At 70.2% G+C, this 14,588-nt stretch carries 11 protein-coding genes and 1 tRNA gene; 4 read left to right on the top strand and 8 right to left on the bottom strand.

What is annotated here, in order from left to right; genetic code table 11:
• Positions 1-28 precede the first annotated feature (28 nt).
• The 3 genes from ACFO60_RS37960 to ACFO60_RS37950 form a co-directional block, all read right to left on the bottom strand.
• Complete coding sequence (locus tag ACFO60_RS37960; protein WP_380851329.1) at positions 29-1,744, bottom strand: IlvD/Edd family dehydratase; 1,716 nt, start codon at positions 1,742-1,744, stop codon at positions 29-31.
• A gap of 556 nt (positions 1,745-2,300) precedes the next feature.
• A tRNA-Met gene (locus ACFO60_RS37955) sits at positions 2,301-2,374 on the bottom strand.
• A gap of 109 nt (positions 2,375-2,483) precedes the next feature.
• Positions 2,484-2,918, bottom strand: coding sequence for a hypothetical protein (locus tag ACFO60_RS37950; protein ID WP_380851326.1), 435 nt, complete (start codon positions 2,916-2,918; stop codon positions 2,484-2,486).
• 119 nt (positions 2,919-3,037) lie between these two features.
• Between ACFO60_RS37950 and ACFO60_RS37945 the strand changes: the two genes are divergently transcribed.
• Entirely contained in the window at positions 3,038-3,949 is a 912-nt protein-coding gene (locus ACFO60_RS37945) for a TIGR03564 family F420-dependent LLM class oxidoreductase (RefSeq protein WP_380851324.1), read from the top strand.
• 18 nt (positions 3,950-3,967) lie between these two features.
• Here ACFO60_RS37945 and ACFO60_RS37940 read toward each other — a convergent pair whose 3' ends face one another.
• The 3 genes from ACFO60_RS37940 to ACFO60_RS37930 all read right to left on the bottom strand — a co-directional run bounded on the left by ACFO60_RS37940 (position 3,968) and on the right by ACFO60_RS37930 (position 8,362).
• Complete coding sequence (locus ACFO60_RS37940; RefSeq protein WP_380851321.1) at positions 3,968-6,613, bottom strand: PEP/pyruvate-binding domain-containing protein; 2,646 nt, start codon at positions 6,611-6,613, stop codon at positions 3,968-3,970.
• A gap of 216 nt (positions 6,614-6,829) precedes the next feature.
• Positions 6,830-7,549: an SDR family oxidoreductase gene (locus tag ACFO60_RS37935; RefSeq protein WP_380851318.1), complete on the bottom strand. Its 720-nt coding sequence runs from the start codon at positions 7,547-7,549 to the stop codon at positions 6,830-6,832.
• A 159-nt stretch (positions 7,550-7,708) separates the two neighbouring features.
• Complete coding sequence (locus ACFO60_RS37930; protein ID WP_380851315.1) at positions 7,709-8,362, bottom strand: VC0807 family protein; 654 nt, start codon at positions 8,360-8,362, stop codon at positions 7,709-7,711.
• 276 nt (positions 8,363-8,638) lie between these two features.
• On the opposite strand from ACFO60_RS37930, the gene ACFO60_RS37925 reads away from it, so the two are divergent.
• Entirely contained in the window at positions 8,639-8,980 is a 342-nt protein-coding gene (locus ACFO60_RS37925; protein ID WP_380851312.1) for a luciferase domain-containing protein, read from the top strand.
• A 30-nt stretch (positions 8,981-9,010) separates the two neighbouring features.
• Here ACFO60_RS37925 and leuE read toward each other — a convergent pair whose 3' ends face one another.
• Positions 9,011-9,664 carry a leucine efflux protein LeuE gene (leuE, locus tag ACFO60_RS37920; protein ID WP_380851309.1) on the bottom strand — a complete coding sequence of 218 codons (654 nt, stop codon included), beginning with the start codon at positions 9,662-9,664 and terminating at the stop codon, positions 9,011-9,013.
• A 448-nt stretch (positions 9,665-10,112) separates the two neighbouring features.
• Here leuE and ACFO60_RS37915 point away from each other — a divergent pair, with 448 nt between their 5' ends.
• Together ACFO60_RS37915 and ACFO60_RS37910 are read left to right on the top strand one after the other, a co-directional pair.
• Positions 10,113-11,462 carry a cellulose binding domain-containing protein gene (locus tag ACFO60_RS37915; RefSeq protein ID WP_380851306.1) on the top strand — a complete coding sequence of 450 codons (1,350 nt, stop codon included), beginning with the start codon at positions 10,113-10,115 and terminating at the stop codon, positions 11,460-11,462.
• A gap of 380 nt (positions 11,463-11,842) precedes the next feature.
• Positions 11,843-13,090, top strand: coding sequence for a hypothetical protein (locus ACFO60_RS37910; RefSeq protein WP_380851303.1), 1,248 nt, complete (start codon positions 11,843-11,845; stop codon positions 13,088-13,090).
• A gap of 46 nt (positions 13,091-13,136) precedes the next feature.
• Here ACFO60_RS37910 and ACFO60_RS37905 read toward each other — a convergent pair whose 3' ends face one another.
• Positions 13,137-14,186: an AI-2E family transporter gene (locus ACFO60_RS37905; protein WP_380851300.1), complete on the bottom strand. Its 1,050-nt coding sequence runs from the start codon at positions 14,184-14,186 to the stop codon at positions 13,137-13,139.
• Positions 14,187-14,588: the final 402 nt, after the last annotated feature.

The following is a 14,588-nucleotide window of genomic DNA, read 5'->3' as shown; positions in this document are numbered from 1 at the left end:
TCCGCGACGGAGACCACGCCCTGTCGCGTCAGTGCGACTCGCGCGACACCTGGTGTCCGCTCGATCCGGTGAGGAAGTCCAGGTCGGCCCCGGTGTCGGCGCCCATGACGGTGCGCACGTACAGGTCCTCCCAGCCGCGGCGCGGGCGGGCCAGGCCGTCGATCATCGCCTGTGACGGTGCGCGCAGGTCGAATTCCTCCTGCGGCACGTCGACGTCGATGCGCCTGGCCTCCACGTCGAGGGTGATCCAGTCTCCGGTGCGGACGCGGGCCAGCGGGCCGCCGGCGGCGCCCTCGGGAGCCACGTGCAGCACCACCGTGCCGTAGGCGGTGCCGCTCATCCGCCCGTCGCAGACCCGCACCATGTCGCGCACGCCCTCCTTGAGGAGCTTGGCGGGCAGCGGCATGTTGGACACCTCCGGCATGCCCGGGTACCCCTTCGGCCCGCAGCCGCGCAGCACCAGCACCGAGTCGGCGTCCACGTCCAGCTCCGGGTCGTCGATGCGGGCGTGGAAGTCCTCGATGGAGTCGAAGACGACGGCGCGTCCCCGGTGGCGCAGCAGGTGGGCGGAGGCGGCGGCGGGCTTGATGATGGCCCCGTCCGGGGCGAGGTTGCCGCGGAGCACGGCGATGCCGGCCTCCGCCCGCAACGGCTCGTCGCGGACCCGGATGACCTCGTGGTCCCAGATCTGCGCCTCCGGGAGGTACTCGACCAGGGGGCGGCCGGTGACGGTCAGCGCGTCCTGGTCCAGCAGGTCCACCACCTCTCGCAGGACGGCGTGCAGCCCGCCCGCGCGGTGGAAGTCCTCCATCAGGTGCCGCCCGGCCGGCTGCAGGTCGACCAGCAGCGGCACGCCGGCGCCGACGGCGTCGAAGTCGTCCAGCGTGAGCGGGACGCCGAGGCGCCCGGCGATCGCCAGCAGGTGCACCACGGCGTTGGTGGACCCGCCCAGCGCGGCCAGCGCGATGATCGCGTTGCGGAACGAGCCGCTGCTCAGCACCTGGCTCGGCCTGCGCTCCTCGGCGACCATCTCGACGATCAGGCGGCCGGTCTCGTGCGAGCGGGCGAGAAGCCGGCTGTCGGGGGCCGGCAGGCCGGCGGTGCCGGGCAGCGTGGTGCCGAGGACCTCGGCCAGCAGCCCCATGGTCGACGCCGTCCCCATGGTGTTGCAGTGCCCGCGGCTGCGGATCATCGAGGACTCCGAGTCCATGAACGCCTGCTCAGAAAGCGTGCCGGCGCGCACCTCCTCGCTCAGCCGCCACACGTCGGTGCCGCAGCCGAGCGGCGTCCCCCGGAAGGTTCCGGTCAGCATGGGCCCGCCCGGGACCACCACCGCCGGCAGATCCACGGAGGCGGCGGCCATCAGCAGCGACGGGATCGTCTTGTCGCAGCCGCCGAGCAGCACCACGCCGTCGATGGGATTGGCGCGGAGCATCTCTTCGGTGGCCATCGCGGCCATGTTCCGCCACAGCATCGCGGTCGGGCGCACCTGCGTCTCGCCGAGCGACACCACCGGCAGGTTGAGCGGCACGCCGCCCGCCTCCCAGATGCCCTGCTTGACGCTCTCGGCCACCTCGTTGAGATGGCTGTTGCAGGGGGTCAGATCGGAGGCGGTGTTGGCGATCGCGATCTGCGGCCGCCCCTCGAACGCCGTGCCGGGCACGCCGCGGCGCATCCAGGCCCGATGAATGTAGGCATTGCGGTCTTGTCCGGCGTACCACTGTGCACTGCGAAGATCAGCCATCGTCCATTCCACTATTTGGAACGTTGGTTTGATAAACGGAAGAGCGCCCATCGTATCGTCACCCCGCCCGTTCGGGCACCCCCGCGTCGCCGCGTCGCGGAGGTTCGGCGCTCCCGGCGAGCCGCGGCCTCGCGAGCCGCAGCCTCGCGATGGCGTGACGATGTGACGCGGGGATGCGGGGACGCGGCCCCGGTCTCGCGGTGGCGCGCCGGTGCGGCGCGGGCGTCGAAGTGGACCGTCTGAAGGAGGCGAAGTGGACGGTCGAAGGGGGGCGAACACTCCTCGCCCGGCGAACTTCGTGCTCGACACGGCTACGTCCTGAGGCCCCGCGCCGTCGTCCGACCCGGCATGAGGGACCGCGGCCGACGCCGGTGCATCGTCGAGCCCCGGTGCGTTGGCGGCCGCGCGGGCGTCGCGTGCCACCGGCACATCCTCTGCGGATCTCCTGCGGTGGTGGCGGCGCTGCCGGTGGCGCTGGGCGCCGTCATGGCCGGCACGGCGCCTCGAACGAGTGAGGCCCTGGTCGCCGGTGAACCGGTGACCAGGGCCTTCGTTGTAGCGGGGGCAGGATTTGAACCTGCGACCTCTGGGTTATGAGCCCAGCGAGCTACCGAGCTGCTCCACCCCGCGTCGGTGTTTCCAACCATACCGCTGATCGCCGTGCGCGCAAATCGAAATCGGCGGCACGGGCGGCCGTCCGGCTCCGGACGTGCTCTGGCGGAGATCGGCGAAGGGCCTGTCAGGAGGCGCAGGCGGTCGTGCCGGTGATCTCGACGTTCGGTCGCTCGGCGCGCACGGCGACCGTGAAGACGATGCCGAGCGACTCCTTCTTCAGCACGCTGACGTTCACCCCGAACCGCTCATTCGGGCTCTCGCCCTCCTGGTAGCCCATGCGGTGGAACTCTGAGGCCAAGATCGTGGTGACGGCCGCCGGGGCCTTGCCGGAAGAGTCCTGAGGAAGGTCGCCGGTGAGGGTGTAGACGCTGCGGGCGGCGCCCGCCGGGCAGCCGGCGGTGTCACGGGTGAGGGCCACCGCCTTGCCCGGCAGGGACAGCCGGCTCAGCACCGCGCCGTCGTCGCGCAGGAACCGGGCGGCCTCCTCGAAGGACGGCTGGGCGCCGCCGCAGGCGCAGGCCAGTACGAGAACCAGGCCACAGGCCACGACACCCCGCATCCCCGTCACTCTACCGATCATCCACCGGCCCGGGCGCGTCGCCCTGCGGCATGCGGGTGCGTACGATGAGCCCACACGAACAGAATGAAATTCGGTATCTCGGAACGAACGGACGGACGATGCGCATCGGGTTGTACCTCAACGAGCCCTCGGGGCCGGACGCGATCGCCAAGCTGGAGGAGAGGATCGCCCGTGCCGCCGACGCCGGGTTCGCCTCGGCCTGGCTCTCCAACATCTTCGGGCTCGACGCGCTGACCGCGCTCGCCGCCGCGGGCGCCAGGGTCGCGGACATCGAGCTCGGCACCGCCGTCGTGCCGACCTACCCCCGCCACCCGGCCGTCCTGGCCCAGCAGGCGCTCACCGCCGACCTTGCCCTCGGCGGGCGGCTCGCGCTCGGCATCGGGCTGTCCCACCGGCTCGTCATCGAGGAGATGTACGGCTACAGCTACGACAAGCCGGTGCGGCACATGCGCGAGTACCTCTCGGTGCTGGGCCCGCTGCTGCGCGGCGAGCAGGCCGACTTCGACGGCGAGACGCTGCGGGCGCACATCGGCCTCGGCACCCCGCGCGCGAGCGAGAAGGTGCCGTTGCTCCTCGCCGCGCTCGCGCCCCGCATGCTGCGTCTGGCGGGAGAGACGGCGGACGGCACGATCTTGTGGATGACCGGACCCAAGACCATCGCCGAGCACGTCGTCCCGGCCATCACCGAGGCCGCGCGTGAGGCGGGACGCCCGTCCCCGCGCATCGTCTGCTCGCTGCCGGTCGCCGTCACCGGGGACAAGGACGCCGCAAGGGAGCGCGCCTCGGAGGTCTTCGCCATCTACGGCACGCTGCCCTCCTACCGCGCGATGCTCGACCGGGAGGGCGCGGCCGGCCCCGGCGACGTGGCGATCGTCGGCGACGAGGACGAGGTCGCCGCCGAGATCGCCCACCTGGCCGCGATCGGCGTGACCGACTTCGCCGCCGCCACGTTCGCCGTGGAGGACGACGCCGATCGCACGCGGCGCTTCCTCAAGGGCCTGCTCTCCTGACGGCCGCCCTCGTGCCTGTCAGGCGGACGGCGCGGCGAGGATGACGGCGCCGGTGGTGCCGTCGACGGTGATCTCGTCCCCGGTGGCGATGCGCGTGGTGGCCTCGGGGACGCCGACCGCCGCGGGGATGCCGTACTCGCGGGCCACCACCGCACCGTGGGAGTTCGCCCCGCCCATCTCCATGACCAGGCCGCCCGCCGTCAGGAACAGCGGCGTCCAGCCCGGGTCGGTGGAAGGGGCGACGAGGATCTCCCCGGGCGACAGGTGGGCGCCCACGGGGTCGAGGATGACGCGCGCCTTGCCGGTCACCGTGCCAGGAGAGGCCGGGGTGCCGGTGAGGGCGCCCTCGACCGGCGCCGCGGCCCCCACGGCCTCCGGCTCGGTGCCGTCGGAGAGCATGACCCGGGGGATGTGCCGGCGGCGCAGCTCGCGCTCGTACGTCGCGCGCCGTGCCCGGACGAGCGCACGCTGGTCGGCGCCGCCGAGCCCCGCCCGCGCCTCGGCGATGCTCAGCATGAACACGTCGTCCGGCTCCTCCAGCAGCCCGCGTCCGGCCAGCTCGCCGCCGACCGCCACCAGGTGCCTGCGCATCTCGCCGAGGGCCACGATGAAGTAGTACTTGGGCATCTCCCGGTACCCGGCGAGATCGCGGGTGCGTCCCAGGGCGAACCGGACGACGCGTCCCCGCAGGCCGCCGGCCCGGCGGGCCAGTGTGTCGATCATCGCCTCGGCCTCGCGCGCTCCCCGGGCGAACTGCGCGTCGGGTGCGACGGCGGGGTCGTCGAGCCGCAGATAGTTGGCGAGCACACCGAGCACGTGCGACGGGTCGTCCGCCCAGCGGGGCATGCCCAGGTCGATCTCGGCGACGGCCCGGTGCCCGTAGCGGGCGAGGAAGCCGTCGAGCTCCTCGCGCAGCACGGACGGCAGATCGCCCTCCGGCAGCGACGTGCCGCTCAGCGCGTGGACGGAGGGTTCGTCGGCGCGGATGCGGGCGGCCGCGTGCCACAGGGTGAGGTCCATCTCGGTGGTGACGTTGTGCGGCAGCCCCCGCAACACGGTGGGCAGCTCACCAGGCCTGGTACGTCCCCTGAGCAGCCGGGCGGCCAGGGCCATCATCAGGAATCCGGCGACCGGCCCGGGGACGATGTGCGGGATCATCGGCGCGACCTGGGAGCCCAGGCAGTGTTCCACATGGTCGAGCCGTTGCGCGGGGGTGGCGCCCTCGGGCAGTGCCAGCCGCTCGCGCAGCCGGTCGCCCACCCAGGCGATGCGCCGATGGGAGGTCTCGGGGTCGCGCAGTGCCTGGACCAGCCGCACCGGTATGCGGTACCTGGCCGCGATGCGCCCCAGCCGGCGCACCGCAGGCAGGCGCGAGCGGTGGATCACGCTCAGCCGTGGATCGTCGAACAGTCCGCGCAGGACGACCGCCGACCGCGCCTCCATGACGTCGAGCAGCCGGGGCACGATGGCGCGGCCCACCCTGCTGCGCATGACTCCGGTGATGTCCCCGAAGAGCCGCATGCCCGGCTCGACGAGGGGGAGAGGGCCGTTGCGCGCGCCGTAGAGCGTGGCGACCGAGCCGGCCAGCGTCCGGAAGGCGGAGACTCCCATCGGTGTGATGGGCCGGTGCAGGCCCTGCGCCAGGCTGAAGCAGAAGTACACCCGCGGGCCGTCGGCGGGTGCCTCGGGCAGCGGATAGAGGGTGGTGATCGGCCGGGCCTGGGTGAGCCAGAGCGCGCCGGAGGAGTCGATCGCCCACTCGGTGTCCTGCGGGGAGCCGTAATGGTCCTCCACCAGCGTTCCGAGCTTCGCCAGGGCGATGACCTGGTCGTCGGTGAGGCACGGGCCGTCCGCGGCCTCTCGCCCGACCTGCTCGGTGCCGCCGCCCTCGACCGAGCGGATCACGGTCAGCTTGTCGCCCAGCAGCCGTTTGGTGATCTGCTTGGACGGGCTCACCACGAAGTGGTCGGGGTTGACGCCGCCGGAGACCACCGACTCGCCGAGGCCCGGGCTCGCGTCGATCACCGTCTCGCGGCGCCGGCCGGTGACCGGGTTCGCGGTGAACATCACCCCGGCGACCTCGGCCTGCACCATGCGCTGGATGACCACGGCCAGGTGCACGGCGGCATGGTCGATGCCGTTGGCCGCACGGTATGCGACGGCCCGGTCGGTCCACAGAGAGGCCCAGCAGCGGCGGACGGCGTCGAGCACCGCCTCGGGACCGACCACGTTCAGGTAGGTGTCCTGCTGGCCGGCGAAGCTGGCGTCGGGGAGGTCCTCGGCGGTGGCCGACGATCGGACCGCGACCGGCTCGTCCGCCGTGCGCCGCACGGCCTGGGCGATGTCGTCGGGAACCGGGGCGGCCAGGACCGCGGCGCGCGCCCGTCCGGCCAGTTCGGTCAGCGTGGCGGTGTCCCCGGGAGCGGTGCCCGCCAGGGCGTCCAGCACCTCCGCGAGGCCCGCGCTCTCGGTGACGCGGCGGTAGGCCCACGTGGTCAGGCAGAGCCCCGGCGGCACGGGCAGTCCGGCGCGCGTCAGCACGCCGAGGTTGGCCCCCTTGCCTCCGACCAGCGGCAATGAGCCGGCCGTGATGTCCTGGAAGCCGAGGATGAGGGGGTGGTGCTCAGAGCCGGCGAGCCGGCGGTCACCGTCGGAGGTGAGCATGGTCGGTCTCCTCGTGGCGCCATGGGACGGACGGGGCCCGGCCTTCCCGGCGGCGCTGTCCTGTTGTATGACCTCACCATAAACTCATCAAGCGTTGAAATCAACGCTTGATGAAATATGGACCTCCGGTCCGGTACGCGTTCCAGCGCATCCGCCCGTCGTCACCCATGTCGTACCCGGAGCCGGTGGGGGCACGGCACGCGGCTCGCGGGGCGCTCAGCTCATGGTGTTCCCGCCGTTCACGGCCAGACGCTGGCCGGTGACGAAGCCGGCGCCGGGCGAGGCCAGAAAGGCGACCGCCTCGGCGACGTCGAGCGGAACGCCCATGTGGCGGAGCGGGAGCCTCTCGCGGTAGTCGCTCCAGTCGTCGCCCGCGTGGCGCTCCACCGGTATCCAGCCCGGTTCCACCGTGTTGACGGTGATGCCGAGCGGCCCGAGTTCGCGCGCCCACGAGCGCGTCAGGCCGTGCATGGCCGCCTTCGCCGAGACGTAGTGCCCGAAGTCGGTGTTGCCGAGGTCGGCGACCTCGCTGCCGATGTTGACGACCCGCCCGCCGCCCGCCGCCTTCAGGTCGGGGAGCACGGCGTGCAGGAGCAGCAACGGCGCCTTGACGAAGAACCTGAGCTGGTCGAGGTGGTCCTGCCAGGTCTGCTTCTCGATCGGCATCATCGGCTGCGGCCCGGTCGCGTTGTTCACCACGACGCTGATCGGGCCGACCCGCTCGCGGATCTCCTCGATGCCTTGCGCCACCGCGTCCTCGTCGGTGACGTCGAAGCGCGCCACGTACGCCGCCTCGCCGATACGGTCGGCGACCGCGGTCGCTCCCGCGGTGTCGTGGGCGTAGTTGACGACGACCTTCCAGCCGTCGGCGGCCAGCCGCTCGGCGATGGCCGCTCCGAGACCCCGCGACGCGCCGGTCACGAGCGCACATCCCATGGTTCTGTCCTCTCCGCGCCGGAAATGTCCCCATCTTTGCTCACACATGTATATCCGTACATGTGTCGAGCACCGGTGGGGAGGGATCACTCCGTACCGCTGCGGCGCGGAAGGGGGAGGTGCGCGGGACGGCGGCCGCGCGACCGTGCTCCGGGCCGGTCAGCCTGCGGTGACGGCGGGGGCGGCGGGCGTGTCGGCGTGCAGGCGGCGCAGCACCCTGCGGAAGGCGTAGATCGAGACGCCGACCGCGGCGCCGCTGATGGCCGCGACCACCGATGTGCGCACCAGCAGGTAGGTGCCGATCGACTGGTGCAGGAGCAGCCAGATGCTGACCGCGGAGTTGGCCAGCAGCACGAAGGCCCACAGCAGCGTGATGCGGGCGAAGAAGCGCCGTACCCGCTCGTGCCGTAGCACGGCGGAGGGCAGGTGGATGTAGTCCAGGGTGAGCCTCTGCACGAGGGGCCGGTTCAGCCGGACCGAGGCCAGGAAGGCCATGCTGATGCAGATCGTGCCGAGTTCGGGCTGGAGGAAGTAGACGACGGCGCTGCCTGTCCACCATCCCAGCGCCGCGCGTGCGGTGATGGCGATGGCGGCGAGCATCATCGTGCCGGGCACCGGGCGGCGGCGGACGACCCGCCACAGAACCCCCGCGTACACCCAGCACACCGCCGCCACCAGAGCCCCGTCCAGGCCGAGGATCGCGAGGGCCGTGTAGAAGACGGCGAGCGGAGCGACGACGCCTTCGAGGAGTCGAGGCACGGCCTGGCGGAGGAGCGCGTTGATCCTCGGCAGGGTGAAGTGCGGAGCGTTCATGCTTCTCCCAGGGAGGACGAGTGATGACCGACGCTAAAGCTTCGACGCCTACCCTGGGTAGGGATTGCCGAAACTCCACTGAAATGCCGAATTGTGGTCATTAGTGGCTCACCGTACACAATGTCCAAGTAAGGCGTACATATGTGAGCAATGATCGTTTTATCCGATCATTGCTTGACGTGTGGATACGTCGCCCTTCGTGAGGTCGTTTAACATTGGATAACGGTTCGGGAACAGAGGGTTTCCGGATGGCGGGCAGGCCGCGACCATGAAGCCATGGCAGTGCTCTCACGCACGCATGTCCCCCCATCGGCCGGTTGTGTGGCCGACGTGGCCGTCGAACTCACCCGCTGGCCCGACCTCGCGGTCAGCCACACCCGCAAGGTCATCCGGTTTCGCGCCCGGGGCCGCGAGATCATCCGCATGCCGGGTGACCACACCGCCGAGCTGCTGCTCACCGCCCCCCTCATCGACCGGTGGGCCCGGGTGCTCGCCGACTCCCATCGTGTCATACCAGGTCACAGCGCTGGGTGGGTCCGCGTCGAGATCAGGGACCGCGCCGACGCCGACCTGTTCCTGTCACTGGTCAGCGTCGCGCTGAAGGTCAACGACCACTGAGCCGGCGTGCCGCCGATCCTGCGACGGCCGTCACCCGAGGCTCGAGGTGGCCAGCCTGGCCCCGAAGGCCAGGAACAGCGCTCCCACGCCTGAGGTCAGACCGGCCGAGAGCCTCCGCCTGCGCCGGAACTGGTTGGCCAGGTAGACCCCGCCGAAAATCAGCGTCGACAAGTAAATGACGCTGAAGAACTGGCAGATCGCGCCCAAGATCAGAAAAGACAGCGCCGGCGCGCCGTAATGCGGGTCGACGAACTGCACGAAGAACGAGATGAAGAACAAGATCGCCTTAGGGTTGAGTAGGCTGATCGTCAGGGCTTTTCTGAACGGGTCGGCGAGGTCGGGCGCCGCCTCTCCCGTCGTTCCCTGCTCCTCCTTGCCCCGCCAGGAGCGCACGGCGGCCCGGATCATGGTGAAGCCCAGCCACGCCAGGTAGGCCGCGCCGGAGTACTTGACCACGTTGAACAGCATCGGGGTGGACTGGAGCAGCGAGGCGACCCCGGCCGCCGACAGCACCATCAACACCGTGTCTCCCACGAAGACCCCGCAGGCCGCGCGGTAGCCGGTGCGCACGCCGCGCTGAGCCCCCATCGTCAGCACGTACAGCGAGTTGGGGCCGGGGAGAAGGATGATCAGGAAGGCCCCGATCACGTAGGCCCAGATGTTGGTGATGCCGAAGAACTCCATATACGCAGGGGATTGTCACGTTATACCGAGACAACCCGCGCCCGCCTCGCATATCTTCCGGGCGGCCCGCCCCGCCCGCCGTCCCCCGGCGGAGCTGGGGCGCCGGACGCCGACAACGCGGGGCGACGGGGGTGGAGGCGGGTGGACCGCATGTCTCCAGGCAGGCGGGCAGACCAGTCCGCACCGCCTGTCAGGACGGTCCTGTCTGCGGGAAAAGCTCGCCGTCCGGGTCTTGTGAGCGGGCCTTGGCGGAGCTACGATCGCGATAACTCTTAGGAAACTTTCCTAAGAGTGCTGGACGGAGCCCGTCCGTGCCCCGTCCTCCTGACCCCGCACCCGTATGAGCTGCCGGCCTCCATCGGGTCGGCCGTTTCCACCTCCCTCTCACCCCCTTGCGCGTTCCGCGCCTCGGGACGCGTGGCCCCCCTTCGCCAGCATGGGAGCGATCATGCGACGCACCTTGCCCCTGTTCGTCCTCACGGCCCTGGCGAGCATCGCCGTCGCGGTGCTCGCGCCGCCGGGCGCGCGGGCCGCCTCGGTGAGCGCCACCTTCGTCAAGACGTCCGACTGGGGATCGGGCTTCGAGGCCAAGTACACCGTCGCCAACGGCACCGCGAGCACCGTCAACGGCTGGACCGTCGAGTTCGACCTGCCGGCAGGCACTACCGTCGGCGCCTACTGGGACGCCCTGATGACCAATTCCAGCGGTCACTACACCTTCAGGAACCGCGAGTACAACGGCACGCTCGCGGCCGGCGCCTCCGCCTCGTTCGGGTTCGTCGGCTCGGGCCCGGGAGCCCCGGTGAACTGCAAGGTCAACGGCGCCTCCTGTGGCGGCGGTGGCACCCCGAGCCCGACGCCCACCCCGACGCCGCCGGGCCCCACCCCCACGCCGACCCCTACCCCCACCGTGACGCCGCCACCGACCGGCGCCGTCCTCCTCGCCCCCTACATCGACATCACGATGGCCACGCCGTCGCTGGTCAGCGCGGCCACGGCGACCGGGGTGAAGAACTACACCCTCGCTTTCGCCCTCGGTGACAGCACCGGCTGCAACCCGGCCTGGGGTGGGACGATCCCGCTCAACGACGCTCGCGTGATCAACGACGTCCGCGGGCTCCAGGCGCGAGGCGGGCAGGTGATCGTCGCCACCGGCGGCGCGGCCGGGCCATATCTGGAGCACAGCTGCGGCACCTCGGCGCAGCTTCTCGCCGCTTACAAGAAGGTGCTGGACACCGTCGGCACCAACCACCTCGACGTCGACATCGAGGCGTCCATCGACGTCGCGAAGGTCAACTCCGCGCTCAGGCAGCTCCAGGCCGAACGCGGCACGGTGATCAGCTACACGCTCCGCGTCCTGGGCCAGGACTACGGGCTCGACCCGTTCTCGGTCCAGATCCTGCGGGACGCGGCGGCCCGAGGGGTGAACGTCCTGGTCAACCCGATGCTGATGGACTTCGGCTACTCCGGCGGGTGGGGCGACGCCATGGTCTCCGCGGCCAACGCGACGCTGGCCCAGATGAGGACGATCTGGCCGTCGAAGACCGACGCCCAGCTCAAGCGGCTGCTCGGCCTCACCCCCATGATCGGCAAGAACGACACCGGCCAGACCACCACGCAGGCGGACGCCCGCAAGCTGCTGGCGTACGCCCAGTCCGACCACGTCGGTCGGATCGGCTTCTGGTCGGCCGGCCGCGACAACGGCGGCTGCCCGAACGGCACCCTCTCGCCCACGTGCAGCGGTGTCAGCCAGTCGGCCTACGAGTTCACCGCCATCTTCAAGGCCTTCACCGGCTGAAAGGGAGATCACGGCGGGCTTCTGACCGGCGGGCGGCCACCGGGACGTGATCTCCGGCGGCGGCCCGCGGACCGTGCGGCCCGTGGCTCCGACCCCCCACGGAGCTCGCGAGCCGCACGCCTGCCGATGGTCGCCGCACTTCCGCACTCTTGCGCGCGTGCCACTCCGGACGTCTCGTCTCGCCACCGCCCCGGCCTCGTCTTGATCCCGCCGGGTGGCCTTCAACGCTTCCTGTGGACCGTATCAATGCACACATAGCTCATGATCGTCACCCATAGGAGTCAAAACACTTCTTTGTGTGAACGATTCTGGATAGATGGTGGCAATCTTCACACCCGAGTGGTCGGTTTGGGCTCCGTTCCGGCAGGCTAGTGGGCGTCATGGACTACGCAATTCTCACGGGGTGCGTCCTCGTCTCAGGTGTCGTGCTCGCGGTCGTCGCCCAATGGAAGGGCTGGAGGCCGTCGCTCGCCGTCGCGCTCGCGGTCGGCATCGCGATACGCGTCCTGATCATGATCTTGTCCGCGAAGGACACCTGGCAGCCGGTCGACTTCGTGAACAGCTTCAAACCGGCGGGCGAGGCCATCCTCGCCCACCGGGATCCCGTGCTCGAAAGCAACGGCGGCTGGCACTTCCTCCCCACCATTCCGTACGTCTACGGGTTACTTCTGTGGATGCACATCCCGTGGGAGGTCGCCGGACGCCTGGTCACCGTGGTCTCCGACATCATCCTCATCCCCCTGGTCGGCAAGCTCGCGGGCGGCAAGGACGCCGGCCTGCGCGCCTTCCAGTACGCGTGCAGCCCCCTCGCGGTGCTGGTGGCGGCGGTGCACGGCCAGGTCGAGCCGGTCTCCCTGGTGTTCGGCGTCGCGGCCTTCGTCGTGGCCAGGAACGCCAGGACGTCCAGGCCCGTCCGCAACGCGATCGTCGCGGGGCTGCTCATGGGCCTCGCGCTGTGCGCCAAGAGCTGGCCGATCTGGCTGGTGCCGGGCATGCTGCTGTTCCTGCCGGACCTGCGCTCCCGCATCTACGCGTTCTTCGCGACCGGTGTGGCGCCGATCTTCTTCCTGATCACGCTGCCCATCGGCGCCGGCACGTCCCTCGCCCAGCTTCCCAAGGTGATCCAGACCATCGGCGACGTACGTCCCATCATCGGCGAGTGGGGCTGGACCGCGCTCGCGACGGGCGGCAACTGGACGCTGGACGCCGACCTCGCGCGTTACGGCCAGTGGGCCATCTACGGGACGCTGCTGGTGGTCGGGTTCTTGTGGCGCCGCGCCGACCCCATCGACCTGACCACGGCGCTGCTGCTGGCCTTCATGGTCGTCACGCCGCGGCTCGGGGCGCAGTACCTCATGTGGTTCATGCCGTTCCTCGTGGCGCGGCCGACGCGGTTCGCGTGGCCGGCCATCATCGGCGCCTCCACCTGGGCGGCGGTCGGCTATCTGTACCTGACCCAGTACAACGACGAGCGCTGGTGGTACCTGCACTCGCCATGGGCGATGAGCTCGGCGGTGCTGCTGCCGATCCTCGTGGCCGCCATGCCGTGGGGCGCGCGCCGCGACGATGGCTTCTCGCTCGCGTCCAGCTCGCAGGTTCCTCGCCCGCAGGTCGGGGTCTCGGCCTGACGCCGAGCGGTACGCCGACCGGGTGTGACGCGGACGGTGCCCGGCTCTAGGAACCCGGCCGTTCCGGGGGAACCTCGCCGGAGACCAGCGCGCCGGACCACTTGAGGCCCGGATCACTGTCGATGAGCAGGGCACGGGTCAGCAGGGTGAGCGGGATCGCGAGGAGCGCGCCGAGCGGCCCCAGCACCGTCGCCCAGATGATCAGCGACAGGAAGGTCACCGTCGTGCTCAGGCCCACCGCGTCACCGAGGAACTTCGGCTGGATGAACGACTGGACGACGACGTTGATCACCATGTACGCCAGGATCACCAGGACCATGCTCTTGATGTCGCCCGTCAGAAGTGCGAGCAGGGCGGGCGGCACAAGCCCGATGACGAAGCCGATGTTCGGAATGTAGTTGGTGATCAGGGCGAGCACCCCCCACAGCAGGGGGAGCGGCACGTGCAGCAGATACAGCGCGACCACGTCCAGCGCCGCGCAGATCAGGCCGAAGATGGTGGACACCAGCAGGTAGCGGCGGGTCTTGCGGGCGAAGGTCGTGAGCGCCTTGGTGATCGCCGGCTGCTCCGCCGCCGCGGCCGCCATGATGCGTGAGGTGATCGGCGCGTCCAGGCTCATCGCCAGCAGCAGGATGATGATGAGGAAGAGGCTGGACACCACCCCGAGGACGCTGCTGACCAGGCCCTGCACGACCGAGAAGATCTTGCCGGGGTCGAACGATCGCAGCGCCTGGTTCACCTGAGGCGCGATGCCGTGCGCCGCCGCCCACGCCTGGGCGTCGGCCACGAGCTTGTTGAACTGGGCCGAGTAGCTCGGCAGTAGCACCGCCATCTGGACGACGGCCGTGGTGAGGATCGCCACCATTCCCAGCAGGACCACGATGACGGCGGAGAACGGCACGGCGACGCGCAGCCAGCTCGGTGCCCGCTTGCGCACCAGCCAGTCTCTGATCGGGGAGACGGCCACGACCAGGACCAGGGCGAGGACGATCGGGCCGACGATCGTGTTGATCGCTTTGATGCCGGCGAGCACGACAACGGCCGCGGCGGCGATCAGCAGCATGACCAGCGCCCGGGGTGCCTTTCCTTCGCTCACTGTGGTCAGCCTCGATCCGATCGTGAACATGCTGTCCTGTCGCTAGTTGTACTGGTCTTGCCCCATACGCGGAAAGGTTCTACTCGATCGTTGCCTGTATTGGATCGCGGGCCACGCAGAGCCTGCTAGCCTTTTGTCGTCGGCATCGCCCGGCCACCACCCCGCCCCTCCACTCCAAGTGGCTGAGGTGTGGGCGCTGGCGGGAACCGGCGGTGACACCCCCTCGAAAAGATCTTCATGGCTTCGCTTGCGGAACCACGACAGACTGCGTAAGCTAGAGGGGTTGCCCTGGAAACGGGGCGGCCTGAATGCTAGATGGTTCGGGTGGTTGGAAGTCAAGTGCGGGTAACACCGCGATTTGGCTCTGATCGACCGGGTCGGCTAGAATTAAGGCAGACGAAA

Source organism: Sphaerisporangium dianthi (assembly GCF_042654065.1).
Classification (GTDB): Bacteria; Actinomycetota; Actinomycetes; order Streptosporangiales; family Streptosporangiaceae; genus Sphaerisporangium; species Sphaerisporangium dianthi.
Note: the sequence above shows the minus strand (reverse complement) of the source record. Positions and strands in the feature narration are given on the sequence as shown.